At 68.4% G+C, this 15,315-nt stretch carries 19 protein-coding genes, 1 tRNA gene and 1 pseudogene; 13 read left to right on the top strand and 8 right to left on the bottom strand.

Annotation, left to right across the window (positions count from 1 at the left end; all coding sequences use genetic code 11):
• Positions 1-107 precede the first annotated feature (107 nt).
• Positions 108-440, top strand: coding sequence for a hypothetical protein (locus tag AB0N06_RS18350; protein WP_366135711.1), 333 nt, complete (start codon positions 108-110; stop codon positions 438-440).
• A 109-nt stretch (positions 441-549) separates the two neighbouring features.
• Here AB0N06_RS18350 and AB0N06_RS18345 read toward each other — a convergent pair whose 3' ends face one another.
• Both AB0N06_RS18345 and AB0N06_RS18340 read right to left on the bottom strand, forming a co-directional pair.
• On the bottom strand, positions 550-1,134 hold the full coding sequence (locus AB0N06_RS18345; RefSeq protein WP_366135710.1) for an isochorismatase family protein: 585 nt from the start codon (positions 1,132-1,134) through the stop codon (positions 550-552).
• Between the two features lie 158 nt (positions 1,135-1,292).
• Entirely contained in the window at positions 1,293-2,621 is a 1,329-nt protein-coding gene (locus AB0N06_RS18340; RefSeq protein WP_366135709.1) for a nicotinate phosphoribosyltransferase, read from the bottom strand.
• 86 nt (positions 2,622-2,707) lie between these two features.
• Between AB0N06_RS18340 and clpS the strand changes: the two genes are divergently transcribed.
• From clpS to AB0N06_RS18305, 7 genes are all read left to right on the top strand, one after another.
• The gene (gene clpS / locus AB0N06_RS18335) at positions 2,708-3,013 is read left to right on the top strand and encodes an ATP-dependent Clp protease adapter ClpS (protein ID WP_366135708.1); all 306 of its coding nucleotides are present in this window, start codon (positions 2,708-2,710) and stop codon (positions 3,011-3,013) included.
• A gap of 42 nt (positions 3,014-3,055) precedes the next feature.
• Entirely contained in the window at positions 3,056-3,637 is a 582-nt protein-coding gene (locus AB0N06_RS18330) for a DUF2017 domain-containing protein (protein ID WP_366135707.1), read from the top strand.
• A 523-nt stretch (positions 3,638-4,160) separates the two neighbouring features.
• A complete protein-coding gene (locus AB0N06_RS18325; RefSeq protein ID WP_366135706.1) occupies positions 4,161-5,603 on the top strand; it encodes an amino acid permease in 1,443 nt (480 codons plus the stop codon).
• A gap of 78 nt (positions 5,604-5,681) precedes the next feature.
• Positions 5,682-6,113, top strand: coding sequence for a M67 family metallopeptidase (locus tag AB0N06_RS18320; protein WP_358857700.1), 432 nt, complete (start codon positions 5,682-5,684; stop codon positions 6,111-6,113).
• Positions 6,114-6,258: 145 nt separating this feature from the next.
• Positions 6,259-6,384 carry a putative leader peptide gene (locus tag AB0N06_RS18315; protein ID WP_366135705.1) on the top strand — a complete coding sequence of 42 codons (126 nt, stop codon included), beginning with the start codon at positions 6,259-6,261 and terminating at the stop codon, positions 6,382-6,384.
• A gap of 95 nt (positions 6,385-6,479) precedes the next feature.
• On the top strand, positions 6,480-6,758 hold the full coding sequence (locus AB0N06_RS18310) for a MoaD/ThiS family protein (protein ID WP_358857702.1): 279 nt from the start codon (positions 6,480-6,482) through the stop codon (positions 6,756-6,758).
• Positions 6,758-7,708: a cysteine synthase gene (locus AB0N06_RS18305; protein WP_358857703.1), complete on the top strand. Its 951-nt coding sequence runs from the start codon at positions 6,758-6,760 to the stop codon at positions 7,706-7,708. The genes AB0N06_RS18310 and AB0N06_RS18305 overlap by 1 nt, the downstream gene beginning before the upstream one ends.
• A 226-nt stretch (positions 7,709-7,934) precedes the next feature.
• Here the strand turns inward: AB0N06_RS18305 and AB0N06_RS18300 are convergent, their stop codons facing one another.
• Complete coding sequence (locus AB0N06_RS18300; protein WP_366135704.1) at positions 7,935-8,417, bottom strand: type II toxin-antitoxin system PemK/MazF family toxin; 483 nt, start codon at positions 8,415-8,417, stop codon at positions 7,935-7,937.
• A gap of 190 nt (positions 8,418-8,607) precedes the next feature.
• Here AB0N06_RS18300 and AB0N06_RS18295 point away from each other — a divergent pair, with 190 nt between their 5' ends.
• Positions 8,608-9,360, top strand: a complete 753-nt coding sequence (locus AB0N06_RS18295; RefSeq protein WP_366135703.1) for an MBL fold metallo-hydrolase — start codon at positions 8,608-8,610, stop codon at positions 9,358-9,360.
• A 79-nt stretch (positions 9,361-9,439) separates the two neighbouring features.
• Here the strand turns inward: AB0N06_RS18295 and AB0N06_RS18290 are convergent, their stop codons facing one another.
• Positions 9,440-10,750 (bottom strand): PTS transporter subunit EIIC, encoded by a 1,311-nt coding sequence (locus tag AB0N06_RS18290; RefSeq protein WP_366135702.1) that lies wholly within the window; start codon positions 10,748-10,750, stop codon positions 9,440-9,442.
• 221 nt (positions 10,751-10,971) lie between these two features.
• Here AB0N06_RS18290 and AB0N06_RS18285 point away from each other — a divergent pair, with 221 nt between their 5' ends.
• The 4 genes from AB0N06_RS18285 (at position 10,972) to rdgB (ending at position 13,232) form a co-directional block, all read left to right on the top strand.
• Positions 10,972-11,205 (top strand): glucose PTS transporter subunit EIIB, encoded by a 234-nt coding sequence (locus tag AB0N06_RS18285; RefSeq protein ID WP_142217368.1) that lies wholly within the window; start codon positions 10,972-10,974, stop codon positions 11,203-11,205.
• Between the two features lie 157 nt (positions 11,206-11,362).
• The gene (gene rph / locus AB0N06_RS18280; RefSeq protein ID WP_366135701.1) at positions 11,363-12,100 is read left to right on the top strand and encodes a ribonuclease PH; all 738 of its coding nucleotides are present in this window, start codon (positions 11,363-11,365) and stop codon (positions 12,098-12,100) included.
• 102 nt (positions 12,101-12,202) lie between these two features.
• On the top strand, positions 12,203-12,595 hold the full coding sequence (locus tag AB0N06_RS18275) for a hypothetical protein (RefSeq protein ID WP_366135700.1): 393 nt from the start codon (positions 12,203-12,205) through the stop codon (positions 12,593-12,595).
• A gap of 34 nt (positions 12,596-12,629) precedes the next feature.
• Complete coding sequence (gene rdgB / locus AB0N06_RS18270; protein WP_366135699.1) at positions 12,630-13,232, top strand: RdgB/HAM1 family non-canonical purine NTP pyrophosphatase; 603 nt, start codon at positions 12,630-12,632, stop codon at positions 13,230-13,232.
• Positions 13,233-13,275: 43 nt separating this feature from the next.
• Here the strand turns inward: rdgB and AB0N06_RS18265 are convergent.
• The 4 genes and pseudogenes from AB0N06_RS18265 to AB0N06_RS18250 all read right to left on the bottom strand — a co-directional run.
• Positions 13,276-13,358: transfer RNA gene (locus AB0N06_RS18265), tRNA-Leu, on the bottom strand.
• A 10-nt stretch (positions 13,359-13,368) separates the two neighbouring features.
• Entirely contained in the window at positions 13,369-14,073 is a 705-nt protein-coding gene (locus AB0N06_RS18260; protein ID WP_366135698.1) for an HNH endonuclease signature motif containing protein, read from the bottom strand.
• Positions 14,070-14,726 carry an HNH endonuclease signature motif containing protein gene (locus tag AB0N06_RS18255; protein WP_366135697.1) on the bottom strand — a complete coding sequence of 219 codons (657 nt, stop codon included), beginning with the start codon at positions 14,724-14,726 and terminating at the stop codon, positions 14,070-14,072. Before AB0N06_RS18255 ends, AB0N06_RS18260 begins: the two co-directional genes overlap by 4 nt.
• A gap of 304 nt (positions 14,727-15,030) precedes the next feature.
• Positions 15,031-15,198: pseudogene (locus tag AB0N06_RS18250) on the bottom strand (MFS transporter); the annotation flags it as partial.
• Between the last annotated feature and the right edge of the window lie 117 nt (positions 15,199-15,315).

The following is a 15,315-nucleotide window of genomic DNA, read 5'->3' as shown; positions in this document are numbered from 1 at the left end:
TCAAAGCATGATCGGCCGTCGCCCTCTAGCGGGCGGCGGCCAATCGTGTTTAGGTGCCTCTTATTCTGATTCTTATTGACGCGATGTCTCACGGGGGAGTGCAGGGCATGGCAGGCGGAGGATTCAGCAAGTTGCCGAACGGCAGTGTGGTGGTCGCGATCACCCTGAACGGCCCGGCGGACGGGACGGACCCGGGAACGCCGGTCCGGGTGCTGGTGCACGCGGCGAACCGGGCCCGCGCACTGACCCGCCTGCGCAATGTGGGCCTCCGGGCGGTCTACCTCCGCGGCAACGCGGAACCGCCCACGCCCGACGAGATCACGGCGGTGCTGCACCACCCGGACGGCCTGCTCTGGCGAGCGAGACCGGCGAACGCCCAGGAACTCTGGCACCCCATCCGGGCACTCCTGCGCCCACCGGTACCGGTCCACCAGCCCTGAGGGCGCTTGCGTCCCGCCCTGCCACGTCGAGCCCGTCCGGCGCTTGAGAACAAGATCCGGGCCGGACAACGCGGCCGCCGGGCGACCCCGGCAACCACCTCTCGCCGCCCTACACCACCGGCTTGCCGGAGAGCTCCACTCCGGCCTCCCGGAGCTGCTCCAGCGCCCGCCCCGTGCTCGCGGCGGCGACCCCCGCGGTCAGGTCCAGCAGCACATGCGTCGCGAACCCTTCCCGGACCGCATCCAGCGCCGTCGCCCGCACACAGTGATCCGTGGCGATGCCGACGACGTCGACCTCGGTGACCCTCCGGTCCCGCAGCCACTGCGCGAGCCCCACCCCGTTCTCGTCGACCCCCTCGAAGCCGCTGTACGCCGCCGCGTACGCCCCCTTGTCGAACACCGCGTCGATCGCGCCGGAAGCGACCGCCGGGGCGAAATTGGGGTGGAAGCCCACCCCCTCCGTGCCGGCGACACAGTGCGCAGGCCAGGAGTGCTCGAAGTCGGGCTGTGCGGAGAAATGGCTGCCCGGGTCGACATGGTGGTCACGGGTGGCGACCACATGGCGGTATCCGGCCTGGGCCTCACCGATCAGGTCGGTGATGGCGGCGGCGACATCCGCGCCCCCCGTCACCGCGAGGCTGCCGCCCTCGCAGAAGTCGTTCTGAACGTCCACGACGATCAACGCGCGGTGCATGGCGGGTGTCCTTCGATGGGGGAGAGAAGCGGGGGAGAAGAGCGGAACGGTAAGACCGGCCGGCACATGGGGGGCGGTCTCAATCGAGCCTAGAGACAAAGACCGCCTTGCGGGAGGGGGTGTGCGCAGTGACCGTCGCCTTCCCTGCCGAGGCACGTTCACACGAACTCCGTCGGAATCACCGCCTCGCCCTTGGACAGCTGGATCGCCGACATCGGCAGCCCCCGCCGCGCCGCTATATGCCGCTCCCGCGCCGCGTCCAGCGACTCGCGCGCGATCACCTCACCACCCCTGACCAGCTCGACCAGCAGTTGTCGGTCGGCCAGCCCGTCGGGCACCGGACCGGTGCCGACCACCTCGGCCTCGGCCACTCCGTTCTCGTCCAGCCGTCGCGCGGCCCACTTGCGACCGCCCATCGAGGACTTCGCCCCCAGCGACTTCTTCGCAACAGGCCGCAGCGGTTCCGCGGGATCGGCGGAGCTCGCCCGGGCGACCAGTTTGTAGACCATGGAGCAGGTCGGCTGCCCGCTGCCGGTGACCAGCTGCGTGCCCACGCCGTACGCGTCGACCGGGGCCACGGCCAGCGACGCGATCGCGTATTCGTCCAGGTCCGACGTCACCACGATCTTCGTCTCGGTGGCGCCCAGCGCGTCCAGCTGCTGCCGCACCCGGTGCGCGAGGAGCAGCAGGTCCCCGGAGTCGATCCGGACGGCCCCCAGCCCGGTCCCGGCGAACTCGACCGCCGAACGGACCGCCTCGGCGACGTCGTACGTGTCGACCAGCAGCGTCGTCTTCCGGCCCAGCGAGTCGACCTGCGCCCGGAACGCGTCGCGCTCGCTGTCGTGCAGCAGCGTGAACGCGTGCGCGCTCGTCCCGACCGTCGGGATGTGGTAGCGGAACCCGGCCGCCAGATCGGACGTCGCGTCGAAGCCGCCGATGTACGCGGCCCGCGCCGACGCCACCGCGGACAGTTCATGGGTGCGTCGTGCACCCATCTCGATCAGCCTGCGCCCGCCCGCCGCCGCCGACATCCGGGACGCCGCCGCGGCGACCGCCGAGTCGTGATTGAGGATCGACAGGATCACCGTCTCCAGCAGCACGCATTCGGCGAAGGAGCCCTCGACCCGCAGGATCGGCGAGCCCGGGAAGTACACCTCGCCCTCCGGGTAGCCCCAGATGTCGCCGCTGAAGCGGTAGTCCGCCAGCCAGGCGAGCGTCGGCCCGTCGACGATGTTCTGGTCGCGCAGGAAGGTGAGTATCTCGTCGTCGAAGTGGAAGTTCTCCACTGCGTCCAGGACGCGCCCGATGCCCGCGACGACGCCGTAGCGCCGCCCCTCGGGCAGTCGGCGGGTGAACGCCTCGAAGACCGAGTGCCGGTCGGCGGTGCCCGCCTTCAGTGCCGCCTGCACCATCGTGAGCTCGTACTGGTCGGTGAAGAGCGCTGTCGACGGCACACCGACCCGTCGCCCAAGGTCCGCAGAGTTCATGGCTGGGATGCTACCTCTATGTCGTCAGAGTGACGAGATCTAAGCCGTTTGTGCGATGCTCCCTCCCGGGTGGCAGCATGGGGTAGGTGAGTGTCGCCCCTGTAGAGATCGAGCGCCCCGAAGCGGCCGAGGAGAACCTTGTCGTCCCCGAGCCCGACGTGCCCTGGGTGACCCTGGTCCACAACGACCCGGTCAACCTCATGAGCTATGTGACCTATGTCTTCCAGGCCTACTTCGGCTACCCCAAGGACAAGGCCCACAAGCTGATGCTCGACGTCCACCAGAAGGGCCGCGCCGTCGTCTCCAGCGGCAGCCGCGAGGAGATGGAGCGCGACGTCCAGGCCATGCACGGTTACGGGCTCTGGGCCACCCTGACGCAGGACCGCAACTAGCCTCCACCTCTGCCCCGCCCGACCCACCATCGGAGATAACCCATGGCCGGCCACTTCGAGGCCACCCCCGGCGGCGGCGCGGCCGTCGCGCTCGACGAGGTGGAGATCGCGATCCTGCGCTCCCTCGCCGTCCAGCTGCTGGAACTGATCGGACCCGGCGACGAACCGGCCGACGGTGAGGACCCGCTCGCCGCCCTGTTCGCCGAAGGGCCCAGTGAGCCGCCGACCGACCCGGCCCTGGCCCGCCTCTTCCCGGAGGCGTACGGCGACGAGGACAGCGAACTGCGCGCCGCGTCCGCCGAGTTCCGCCGCTTCACCGAGAACGACCTGCGCACCCGCAAGCGCAACGACGCGCTCACCGTCGTACGCACCCTCGACGCGCTCCCGTCCGGCGCGGAAGGTGCCGTCCTCACGCTCAGCGCCGACGAATGCCGCAACTGGCTCGGCGCCCTCAACGACCTCCGCCTCACCATCGGCACCCGCCTGGAGGTCTCCGACGAGGACGAGGGCGGTGAGGGCTCCCTCTACCGGCTGCCCGACAGCGACCCGCGCAAGCCGATGGTCATGGCCTACCTCTGGCTGGGCGCGCTCCAGGAGACGCTCGTCGAGACCCTGATGCCGTAGGGGCGTCCGGCGGATCAGGGCCGGGGCCGCGACGCCCGGCACTTTCCCACGCGCCCGGCTTCCCCCGAACGGGGGAGGCGCCACTCCCGGCGTTGCCGAAACGCCCGTACGGCTCCGCCGTGCCATGCTCCGGTGCCCCAGGGTCGCCCCGCGGTGATGCACCGTGCCGGGCGCCGCGACTCACCCGCCTTTCCTTGATCGGTTTTTACCTCCCTTTGGGGCCGAGTCGAGGTGTTCGCTCAACGGACACTCAAATTCACATAACGATCCCATCACCTGAATGGCCTTTTTTATGGCGACCGGGAACGTTTGTCCGCTTTTTCCTGTGGTGTCCACCACACAATGTCCGGTGGACCACTGGTGGCTCCGTGATAAATCTTCACGACCACCCGGGGACGCCATCCCTGTTCCCGGGGGCGCTTACCACCGGCGGACCGCCGGTCGCACTCCATCCATATCCGGGGGGATCAGGACCTGATCCGCAGCCGTCAGGCGCGGATCAGCGTGGAGAAAGGCGCAACACATGACATCGGCGCAGGTCGACAAGGGACAAGGCGGCTCGCAGCAGGCCGCGGAAGCCGCAGATGCCACCACCTCGGGCGAGGGCTACCAGCGCGCCCTCGGCGCCCGCCAGATCCAGATGATCGCGATCGGCGGGGCCATCGGAACCGGCCTCTTCCTCGGCGCGGGCAAGGCCATCGCCAAGGCGGGACCGAGCCTCATCCTGGCCTATGCCATCGCAGGCCTGGTGATCTTCTTCATCATGCGGGCCCTGGGCGAACTCCTCATGTACCGCCCGGTCTCGGGCTCATTCTCGGAATACGCCCGCGAATTCGTCGGCCCCTTCGCAGGCTTTGTCACCGGCTGGACCTACTGGCTGTTCTGGGTCGTCACCGGAATCACCGAAGTCACCGCGGCAGCCCAGTACATGACATTCTGGTTCGACATTCCCCCATGGGTGTCCGCACTGATCTTCACGATCATCCTGTACGGCGTGAACCTGATCTCCGTGAAGCTCTTCGGGGAACTCGAATTCTGGTTCTCGATGGTCAAGGTCACCGCCATCGTCGGCATGATCCTCATCTGTGCCGGAATTCTCACCCTCGGCTTCTCCGACGCCGGCGACAGCGCGTCCGTCACCCACCTGTGGGCCGACGGCGGGTTCTTCCCGCACGGCATCAAGGGCACCTTGATGACCCTGCAGATCGTGATGTTCGCCTTCCTCGCCGTCGAACTCGTCGGCGTCACCGCAGGTGAGTCCAAGGACCCGAAGACCGTCCTGCCCAAGGCCATCAACACCGTGCCGTGGCGCATCGCCGTCTTCTACGTCGGCGCCCTCATCATGATCCTCGCCGTCGTCCCGTGGACGGAATTCCAGCCCGGCATCTCGCCGTTCGTCGCCGCCTTCCAGAAGATGGGTCTGGGCATCGGCGCAGGCATCGTCAACTTCGTCGTCCTGACCGCGGCCCTCTCCTCCTGCAACTCCGGCATGTACTCCACCGGCCGCATGCTGCGCGACCTCGCGCTCAACGGACAGGGCCCGACGTTCTTCACCCGGCTGACCAAGAGCGGCACCCCGCTCGTCGGCACCACCTTCTCCGCCGCCCTCATGCTCGTCGGCGTCTGGATCAACTACCAGTGGCCCGGGGACGCCTTCACCTACGTCGTCTCCTTCGCCACCATCTCCGGCATGTGGGCCTGGATCATGATCCTCGTCTGCCAGATCCGCTACCGCCGCCTGGCCGACCGCGGAGTGCTCCCGCAGTCCGCCTTCCGGGCCCCCGGCGCCCCGTACACCAGCGTCTTCGCCCTCGCCTTCATCGGCATGGTGATCGTGATGATGGGCATCGACAAGGACGCCAGGATCTCGCTGTACTGCGCCCCGCTCTGGGCCCTGATCCTCGGCGTCTCGTACCTGGTCCTCAAGGCCCGTAACCCCCAGGGCGCGGCCTTCGCCAAGCGCTGACCCGACCCAGCCGTCCGGCATACGGACCCCCGCGTACCACTCCTCGGTACGCGGGGGTCCTTTGCTTATCCTGGCGCCATGCTGACCATCACCCAGGAGCTGTACGACCAGATCGTCGCGCACTCCCGCGCGGACCACCCCGACGAGGCGTGCGGCGTGGTCGCGGGCCCGGCCGGAACCGGCCGCGCCGAACGCTTCATCCCCATGCTCAACGCCGCCCGCTCGCCCACGTTCTACGAGTTCGACTCCGCGGACCTGCTGAAGCTCTACCGCGAGATGGACGACCGCGACGAGGAGCCGGTGATCGTCTACCACTCGCACACGGCGACCGAGGCGTACCCCTCGCGCACCGACATCACGTACGCCAATGAGCCCGGCGCCCACTACGTGCTCGTCTCCACCGCCGACGCCGACGACGCGGGCCCCTTCCAGTTCCGCTCGTACCGCATCGTGGACGGCGTGATCACCGAGGAGGACGTCAAGGTCGTCGAGGCGTACGAACCCGCCTGACCTCCAGCGGGCCGGGGCGAATCCCCGTCCCCGGCCCGCCGCGGCTCCCCACCCCACCCCCCGACCGTCCACCAGCCGGACACTCTCCATCCACCAGGTGAGATCACATGCCGGATTTCGGACCGGGAATCGATACGATGAGCCCATGGTTCTCCATGACGTGAGCGACAAGACGCCGGGCATGCTGCTCGTCGCACGCCTGCACGTCGACCTGTGCAGGCTCTCCAGCGCGATCTGTACGCGCCGCCTGCCCGCCGGCCGCAAGGCCTGAGCCGGGCCGCGGCCCCGAGCAGCGTCCAGACACATCACCCTCGCGCGGGGGCAGAGCCGCGCGCCACCACTCCGCTTTCGACAGGAGCCCACGCCATGGCCATCGAGGTCCGCATCCCGACCATCCTCCGCACCTACACCGACGGCGCCAAGGCCGTCGACGGCACCGGAGAGACCCTCGCCGACCTCTTCACGGACCTCGACAGCCGCTACAACGGCATCCGTGAGCGCATCGTCGACGGCGACCAGCTCCGTCGCTTCGTGAACGTCTACCTCAACGACGAGGACGTCCGCTTCCTTGACGGAATCTCCACCAAGCTCAGCGACGGCGACAGCGTCACCATCCTTCCGGCCGTCGCCGGCGGCATGAACTGATGCGGTACGACAGCCCGCTCGCCGCGGTGGGCAACACCCCGCTCGTCCGCCTCCCGCGGCTGTCACCGTCGGACGACGTCCGCATCTGGGCCAAGCTGGAGGACCGCAACCCCACCGGCTCGATCAAGGACCGCCCCGCGCTCCACATGGTCGAACAGGCCGAGAAGGACGGCCGGTTGACCCCCGGCTGCACCATCCTGGAACCCACCAGCGGCAACACCGGCATCTCGCTCGCCATGGCGGCCAAGCTCAAGGGCTACCGCATCGTCTGCGTCATGCCGGAGAACACCTCGCAGGAACGGCGCGACCTGCTCGCCATGTGGGGCGCCGAGATCATCTCCTCCCCGGCGGCCGGCGGCTCCAACACAGCCGTCCGCGTCGCCAAGGAACTGGCCGCCGAGCACCCGGACTGGGTGATGCTCTACCAGTACGGCAACCCGGACAACGCGGGCGCCCACTACGCCACCACCGGTCCCGAAATCTTCGCCGACCTGCCCTCCATCACCCACTTCGTGGCGGGCCTCGGCACCACGGGCACGCTCATGGGAGTGGGCCGATACCTGCGCGAACAGAAGCCCGACATCAAGATCGTCGCCGCCGAGCCGCGCTACGACGACCTCGTCTACGGGCTCCGCAACCTCGACGAGGGCTTCGTCCCCGAGCTCTACGACGCCTCGGTCCTCACCACCCGCTTCTCCGTCGGCTCCGCCGACGCCGTCACCCGCACCCGCGAACTCCTCCAGCAGGAGGGCATCTTCGCGGGCGTCTCCACCGGCGCCGCACTCCACGCGGCGATCGGAGTCGGCACCAAGGCGGTCAAGGCGGGGGAGCCGGCCGACATCGTCTTCGTCGTCGCCGACGGCGGCTGGAAGTACCTGTCGACGGGCGTCTACACGGCCCCCACGACGGAAGCGGCCATCGAAACGCTGCACGGCCAGCTCTGGGCGTAACACCCAGGGCGTGTTTCGAAAGTAGCGTCGTGCTGTATCGGGGCGAGCCCGACAACGCGGCGAGCGTGCGTGCCAGACACCGCCCGGCAGACGGGGCTTTCGAAACACGCCCCAGTGCCGTGACCCGCAAAACTTGCCGGGACCGGTCACCGTACGCCGTCCCGCCCTCGGCCGCCTGACCCGCTGGAATTCCAGCCCGTCCGGCGGCCGAGGACTTTTCCGACCGTCAGCCGATCCCGCGCACCCGCTCCCACACCGCCGGGTCCACCGTCCCCACCCGCCGCCGGAACCCCCGCACCGCCACATCCCGCAGCTCGTCCGTCTCCAGGAAACTCGCGCGCCCCTGCGCATCCCCCACCGAACCCGGCGGCAGCGCGATCACCCCGGGCCGCTCCTCGTGATGCTTGCTGGTGATCTTCGCGACGAGTGCCGCGCCGCCCCGCACCGACAGCACCAGACACGGCCGGTCCTTCGCCCCGGGCCCGTCCTCATACGGAACCTCCGCCCACCAGATCTCACCCGGTCGCGGCGCCCGCTCCGGCCCGCCCCGCGGCCCTTCCCGCCTGCCCGGCGGACGCGTCTGTTGCGCGGGACGCCCACCACCAGGGCGCCGAGGCCCCCGCCCGAGCCGCCCCCGCCCGTCGGCAATCGCGGCAATGAGAGCGAGCAGTACGACCACGGCCAGAGCCGGCCACCAGGACATGTCCATGCCCCGACGGTACCGGCGCCCCTGTCGGCCCGCTCCCCGCACCCCGCACCCGCTTCCATCGAACCGGTGACAGAGCAGGTGAGTTCGCCCACAACGGCAGGCCTCAGAGGAGCGACCAGGTGTTTCGCGCCTTACGCTCAACAAATCGCACGAACCCTCCCCGTTCCCACGTCTCGGAGGTTCACGCTCCATGAAGCTCACCGTCGTCGGCTGCTCCGGCTCGTTCCCGTCCACGGGTTCGGCATGTTCGAGCTACCTCGTAGAGGCCGACGGCTTCAGGCTGCTCCTCGACATGGGCAACGGCGCCCTCGGCGAGCTGCAGCGCCATGTCGGTCTCTATGACCTCGACGCCATCTTCCTCAGCCATCTCCATGTCGATCACTGCATTGACATGTGCGCGTACTTCGTCGTCCGCTACTACCGGCACGACGGCGGACGTCCCGCGTCCATCCCGGTCTACGGCCCCGACGGCACCGAACAGCGACTGACCACCGCCCACGCCGACACCCCGTCCGACCGGTCCATGGGCGAGGTCTTCGACTTCCACACGCTGAAGCCCGGCACGTTCGACATCGGCCCCTTCTCGGTCCGTACGGAGAAGGTCTGTCACCCCATCGACGCCTTCGGTATCCGCATCGAGCACGGCGGCCGCACCCTCACGTACTCCGGCGACACCGGCACCTGCGAGGCGCTGGACGAACTCGCGGAGGGCGCCGACCTGTTCCTCTGCGAAGCATCGTTCGTCTACGGCAAGGAAGACATCCCGGACCTCCACCTCAACGGCCGCGAAGCAGGCGAGATCGCCGCACGCGCGAAGGTGGGACGGCTCGTCCTCACCCACATCCCGCCGTGGACGGACGCGGACCGCAACCTGGCCGACGCCCGCACGGTCTACCACGGACCGGCGGAGCTGGCGGTGCCGGGCGCGGTCTACGAGATCTAGTGCCGCGGACAGCCCTTAGTGACGAAGCCCCTCCACCTTCCGCCCGGAAGGTGGAGGGGCTTCGTCGTCGGCCGAAGACCTACTTCACCAGGTCTTTCTCGATCTGTGCCTCCAGTTCGTCGGGCTCGCGCCCGGGGGTCTGAAGGTTGAACCGGGTGATGGCGAACCGGAAGATCACGTAATACACCACTGCGAAGCAGAAGCCGATCGGAATGATCAACCAGGGCTTCGTGGCCAGGCTCCAGTTGATGACGTAGTCGATCAGACCCGCCGAGAAACTGAAGCCGTCCTTCACCCCGAGCCCCCAGCTCACCGCCATCGAGACACCGGTGAGCACCGCGTGGATCACATACAGAAGGGGGGCGACGAAGAGGAACGAGTACTCGATCGGCTCGGTGATACCCGTCACGAACGACGTCAGACCGACCGAGAGCATCATGCCGCCGACCGCCTTCCGGCGATGCGGCTTGGCGCAGTGGTAGATCGCCAGCGCCGCAGCCGGGAGCGCGAACATCATGATCGGGAAGAAGCCCGTGGTGAACTGCCCGGCCGTCGGATCGCCCGCCAGGAACCGGTTGATGTCACCGTGCACGACCGTCCCGTCCGGTTTGATGAAGTCGCCGAACTGGAACCAGACGAACGTGTTCAGGAACTGGTGCAGGCCCACGACCAGCAGTGCGCGGTTGGCAACACCGAAAATGCCGGAGCCCAGCCAGTTCAGGTCCACCAGCCACTTGGAGAAACCGGTCAGACCGTCACCGATCGGCGCCCACAACCAGGCGCACAGGGCGGCGAAGGCCAGACCGACGAACGCCATGATGATCGGCACGAGACGGCGGCCGTTGAAGAAGCCCAGCCAGTCGACCAGCTTGACCCGGTGGTACCGCTGCCAGAACCACGCCGACATCAGCCCCATCACGATGCCGCCGAACACCCCGGGGTTCTGGTACTGGGCGACCGTCACCTTCGCGTTGCCGGTGACACAGGTGCCGAACCAGGTGCCGCCCGCGGTGAAAGTGGAACCCGGCGGGCAGTCCACCGGGAAGGCGTGCAGCACCGCGTAGTAGACGAGGAAGCCGGTCACCGCCGCGAGCGCCGTCGAACCGTCCGACTTCTTCGCCATGCCGATCGCGACGCCGACGCAGAACAGCAAGGGCAGTCCGAGACCGGAGTCGAGGAGCGCCCCACCGGCAGCGGCGAAGACCTTCGCGACGTCGTTCCAGCCGAGACCCTCGTCGCCGAACACGTCCGGCTGGCCGAGCCGGTTGAGAATGCCGGCCGCCGGCAGCACCGCGATCGGAAGCTGGAGGCTGCGCCCCATCTTCTGGAGGCCCTGGAAGAAGCCGTGCCACCACATCTTCCGTGGTGCTGTGGCGCTGCTCGAGCTCATCGGCATCCTCCCCGAACAGGCCACGTCCGGCGGTCGTCGCAAAGTGGCACAGACCAGTTGCGGTGCGGTTCGTCACCCGCCCGGAGGACAGAGCACCCATGATCGTCATCATGAGTGATGATCAGGTTGATCGCTCGTGAAGTTGGGCCAATCGTGCGTTACCTTGACGAAACGGACCCATGGTGGGTCGGCGCCGTGCGTGAAGAACCAGGGAGAACCACATGGCCAGCAAGGCTGAGAAGATCGTCGCCGGGCTCGGCGGGATCGACAACATCGAAGAAATCGAAGGCTGCATCACCCGCCTCCGCACCGAGGTCGTCGACCCGAGCAAGGTCGACGAAGCCGCGCTCAAGGCCGCCGGGGCCCACGGCGTCGTCAAGATGGGCACCGCGATCCAGGTCGTCATCGGCACCGACGCCGACCCCATCGCCGCCGACATCGAAGACATGATGTGACGACCACTCGCGGAGCCGGCCCGGCTCCGCGCCCTCAGGCCCCGATCCCACCAGAACGGGGCCTGCGGCAGACCCCCACCAGCCCCGCTCTGCACCCCCACCCGGCCCCGCGCACACCCCGGCCGGCGCCCACGGCCCAGCCGATAGGCTCGACGCCATGTCTCGTATCGACGGCCGCACCCCCGAAGAGCTCCGCCCCATCACCATCGAACGCGGATGGAGCAAGCACGCCGAGGGCTCAGTCCTCATCTCCTTCGGCGACACCAAGGTCTTCTGCACCGCCTCCTTCACCGAAGGCGTCCCGCGCTGGCGCAAGGGCAGCGGCGAAGGCTGGGTCACCGCCGAATACTCCATGCTGCCCCGCTCCACCAACACCCGCGGCGACCGCGAAGCCGTACGCGGCAAGATCGGTGGCCGCACCCACGAGATCAGCCGCCTCATCGGCCGGTCCCTGCGCGCCGTGATCGACTACAAGGCACTCGGTGAGAACACCGTCGTCCTCGACTGCGACGTCCTCCAGGCCGACGGCGGCACCCGCACCGCCGCCATCACCGGTGCGTACGTCGCCCTCGCCGACGCCATCACCTGGGCCCAGGGCAAGAAGCTCATCAAGCACGGCCGCAAGCCGCTGACCGGCACCGTCTCCGCCGTCAGCGTCGGCATTGTCGGCGGCACACCGCTCCTCGACCTCTGCTACGAGGAGGACGTCCGCGCCGAGACCGACATGAACGTCGTCTGCACCGGCGACGGCCGCTTCGTCGAGGTCCAGGGCACCGCCGAGGCCGAGCCCTTCGACCGCAAGGAACTGAACGCGCTCCTCGACCTCGCCGCCAGCGGCTGCGTCGACCTCCGCGCCATCCAGCAGGCGGCCCTCGCCCGCACGCTTGGCGAGTAAAGAAGCAACCAAGTACGCCCCGCAGGGCGTCGTCACGAGTACGGACGCACGGGTCGAACCGTGCGTCCGTCCGCGTATCCGCACCCGGGGAGGAACCGCACCATGGCCAAGGCCACCCGCCACCGCCGCATCACCGTCGCGCTGACCCTGACCGCTCTCACCCTCACCGCCGCGGCCGGCTGCGGCGCCGTCGACAAGGCCCTCGACTGCGTCCGTACCGCCGACGCCATAGCCACCAGCGTCGACAACCTCCAACAGGCCGTCTCCAACGCATCGAACGACCCCACCCAGGCATCCGAGGCCCTCGACGCGATAGACAAGGAACTCGGCAACCTCGGCGACAAGACGGACAACGCCGACCTCTCCAAGGCCGTCGACGACCTCCGGACCGGCGTCAAGAACGTCCGCGACGCCATCGACAAGGGCGACGCCACCCCGGACATCACCCCGGTCACCGACGCCGCCAAGGAGATCGGCAACGTCTGCACCTCATAGCGGACGTCACCCGGCACCCCGCGATAATCGGCACATGACCCGCCTGATCCTTGCCACCCGCAACGCCGGGAAAATCACCGAACTCCACGCGATCCTCGCCGACGCGGGGCTCACCCACGAACTCGTCGGCGCGGACGCGTACCCCGAGGTCCCCGACGTCAAGGAGACCGGCGTCACCTTCGCCGAGAACGCCCTCCTCAAGGCCCACGCCCTGGCCCAGGCCACCGGCCACCCCGCGATCGCCGACGATTCCGGCCTCTGCGTCGACGTACTCGGCGGTGCCCCCGGCATCTTCTCGGCCCGCTGGGCCGGCACCCACGGCAACGACCGCGCCAACCTGGACCTGCTGCTGGCCCAGCTCTCCGACATCGACGACGCCCACCGCGCCGCCCACTTCGCCTGCGCGGCGGCCCTCGCCCTCCCGGACGGCACGGAACGCGTGGTCGAGGGCCGTCTCCTGGGCACCCTCCGCCACACCCCGGCCGGCACGAACGGCTTCGGCTACGACCCGATCCTGCAGCCGGAGGGCATGACCCGGACCTGCGCGGAACTGACCCCGGCCGAGAAGAACGCGATCAGCCACCGGGGGAAGGCGTTCCGGGCGCTGGTGCCGGTGGTGCGGGAGTTGCTGGGGTGACCCGCCGCAATGGGCCGCCCTGTCGAGGCGGCCCATTGCTCTGTGCGGCCGGTGGGATTCGAACCCACACGGGATTTCTCCCACGGCGTTCTAAGCGCCGATCGTCTACCCTTCCGACACGGCCGCCAGCCATCCATCATGGTATCGGCCTGGGCCCCGTGTGTGAGAGAGGGTTCGTCACCGGGCTGCGGCGTCTGCCGCCTCGGCACCAGGTATCAGTGATGGCGTGGCAGTTCGGACACAGCAGTCGTAGATTCTCGACGCGGTCGTCGCTCCAGTCACCGTTGATGTGGTCGATCTCCAACGTCATCGGATTCCCATGCCAGAGCGGACCGGTACCGCACTCTTCGCACCGCTCGGGCAGGCCGACCTCGCATAGGGCTCGGCGTATCAACATTGTCGTTGCACGACGCTTGCCGTCGTGCTTCACCAGTATTTCTTCCGGAGGCTTGACGGGCGTCGTGCCTGGCTTGCCGCGCTGGTGCGCCTGGCCCAGGAAGTGCGAGGTCGTAAGACCTTCATCGCTGATCCACTGGCGCAAAAGGCCGCGTTGGTGCCCGTTGTCCGGGCGGTCAAGCATGCGCAGCAGCTCGGCAATGGTGCAGGAGGCGGCTACAGCCTCGCGCAGCGTGCTTGCTGAAGGGCGTGTTCCGGCGGTACTGGAACCGCAGCGGCGGAAGTGGGAGACGTCGATGCCGAAGTGGGCGAACCGCCGGAGAAGGTATCGGCGCAGTTGCCCGTAAGGGCGCGTGCCGAAGAAGGCTATGGCCTCGTCGACGTCCGAGCACTGCTCCGCCGCCTCGATCAACCGCTCGCGTGTGTACTGGTGCCTCTGGCTCATCGGCGGCCGCGTCCTGCTCGGCGCCCCTTGGCGCGACCGCGATATGTATCGGTCGCTGAATGGCAGTTGGGGCATAGGAGCCTGAGATTCTCCATCCGGTTGTCGCGCCACGAGCCGTTGATGTGGTCCACCTCGAGCGGGAGTGGTCTGCCCCGCCAAACCGGTTCCGTTCCGCAAAGAGCGCACCGTTGCGCAACGCCCAGTGACGCCATGGCGATTTTGAGGCGAGCGCTGGGCACTCGGCGGGCGTCTGGTGCGAGGTTCTCGACCAATAGTTCCTGGGGCGTGCGGCGAAGCTTCTTCTTCCCAGCTCTGGACGGCGGAGCGAAGTGCGACGTGTCGATGCCGTACGCCTTGATGCGGCGACTGATGTTGGTGTGGTGACCACCTACCGCTTCGAGGCCGAGGCGCCGCAGCACCTCGTGCACGCTCGTTGACGCGTTGACCACAGGCTCAAGGACTTCCCTCGTCCAGCGAGCGCCCTCGCGCTCGAAGTGTCCGGTGGCTATTCCCATCTTCTTCATGCGCTCGTGGACGTAGCGCCGCGTCGAGCTCTTCGGGTCGACCCCGAGTTTGGTCAGTGCCTCGGACAGCGTCCGTGATGACGAGACGGCCTCTGTGAGGCGCTCGCGCGTGTAGGGGCTTACTGGCATGTTCCCTCCGTTCCCGACCGCACGTTCGCGGCCTCGTACGGAACAACGAACCGTTTATCGGATGGTCACGTCCGATATGCGGCGAGATGCGGAATGGTCCATACCAGTTGGGCTGAAGCGGCACGGGCCGTTCGCGGGGACGGGGTCCGGGATCAGAACTTCGGCTCGGGAGCCTGTGCCGCGCACAGTCCCGCCGCCTTCGCCTCGGTCCCCACCGACGGCGGCGAGCCGTCCAGCGGTTGCTGGGCCGTCTCCTTCATGCAGGCCACCGCGATCACGCCGACCAGGGCCGCAACCATCGCGTGCCGAGGGAGGCCGCCTTCACTGCCCGCTTGACTGCCAGGTCGTCGGTGACGGTGATGTCGGACCGGCGCAGCCTGGGGTTCTTCCGTTTCCGTATGGCGCGGAAGAGGGTGGGGTGGCGTTTGACCGCTTCGGGGTCGGCCACCTGCTGAAGGTCGGAGGCCGCCATGACCGGGTCCTTTCCCCGATGGGGTGTTCCGGGAAAGGCTTCTGCGCGGTCATGGCGGTCGCAAACCGGTGGGGTGTGAAAATGCGACGCCCGCCACAGGGCGTGGCGGCGCGTGGG

It is taken from the genome of Streptomyces sp. NPDC051020, from assembly GCF_040683105.1.
GTDB lineage: Bacteria > Actinomycetota > Actinomycetes > Streptomycetales > Streptomycetaceae > Streptomyces.
This window is presented reverse-complemented; position numbering and strand designations above follow the sequence as displayed.

Excerpts from the sequence above, each read along its gene's own strand:
- AB0N06_RS18350 (WP_366135711.1), top strand. The coding sequence starts at position 108 with ATGGCAGGCGGAGGATTCAGCAAGTTGCCGAACGGCAGTGTGGTGGTC.
- AB0N06_RS18345 (WP_366135710.1), bottom strand. The coding sequence starts at position 1,134 with ATGCACCGCGCGTTGATCGTCGTGGACGTTCAGAACGACTTCTGCGAG.
- AB0N06_RS18340 (WP_366135709.1), bottom strand. The coding sequence starts at position 2,621 with ATGAACTCTGCGGACCTTGGGCGACGGGTCGGTGTGCCGTCGACAGCG.
- AB0N06_RS18330 (WP_366135707.1), top strand. The coding sequence starts at position 3,056 with ATGGCCGGCCACTTCGAGGCCACCCCCGGCGGCGGCGCGGCCGTCGCG.
- AB0N06_RS18325 (WP_366135706.1), top strand. The coding sequence starts at position 4,161 with ATGACATCGGCGCAGGTCGACAAGGGACAAGGCGGCTCGCAGCAGGCC.
- AB0N06_RS18320 (WP_358857700.1), top strand. The coding sequence starts at position 5,682 with ATGCTGACCATCACCCAGGAGCTGTACGACCAGATCGTCGCGCACTCC.
- AB0N06_RS18315 (WP_366135705.1), top strand. The coding sequence starts at position 6,259 with ATGGTTCTCCATGACGTGAGCGACAAGACGCCGGGCATGCTGCTCGTC.
- AB0N06_RS18310 (WP_358857702.1), top strand. The coding sequence starts at position 6,480 with ATGGCCATCGAGGTCCGCATCCCGACCATCCTCCGCACCTACACCGAC.
- AB0N06_RS18305 (WP_358857703.1), top strand. The coding sequence starts at position 6,758 with ATGCGGTACGACAGCCCGCTCGCCGCGGTGGGCAACACCCCGCTCGTC.
- AB0N06_RS18300 (WP_366135704.1), bottom strand. The coding sequence starts at position 8,417 with ATGGACATGTCCTGGTGGCCGGCTCTGGCCGTGGTCGTACTGCTCGCT.
- AB0N06_RS18295 (WP_366135703.1), top strand. The coding sequence starts at position 8,608 with ATGAAGCTCACCGTCGTCGGCTGCTCCGGCTCGTTCCCGTCCACGGGT.
- AB0N06_RS18290 (WP_366135702.1), bottom strand. The coding sequence starts at position 10,750 with ATGAGCTCGAGCAGCGCCACAGCACCACGGAAGATGTGGTGGCACGGC.
- AB0N06_RS18285 (WP_142217368.1), top strand. The coding sequence starts at position 10,972 with ATGGCCAGCAAGGCTGAGAAGATCGTCGCCGGGCTCGGCGGGATCGAC.
- rph (WP_366135701.1), top strand. The coding sequence starts at position 11,363 with ATGTCTCGTATCGACGGCCGCACCCCCGAAGAGCTCCGCCCCATCACC.
- AB0N06_RS18275 (WP_366135700.1), top strand. The coding sequence starts at position 12,203 with ATGGCCAAGGCCACCCGCCACCGCCGCATCACCGTCGCGCTGACCCTG.
- rdgB (WP_366135699.1), top strand. The coding sequence starts at position 12,630 with ATGACCCGCCTGATCCTTGCCACCCGCAACGCCGGGAAAATCACCGAA.
- AB0N06_RS18260 (WP_366135698.1), bottom strand. The coding sequence starts at position 14,073 with ATGAGCCAGAGGCACCAGTACACACGCGAGCGGTTGATCGAGGCGGCG.
- AB0N06_RS18255 (WP_366135697.1), bottom strand. The coding sequence starts at position 14,726 with ATGCCAGTAAGCCCCTACACGCGCGAGCGCCTCACAGAGGCCGTCTCG.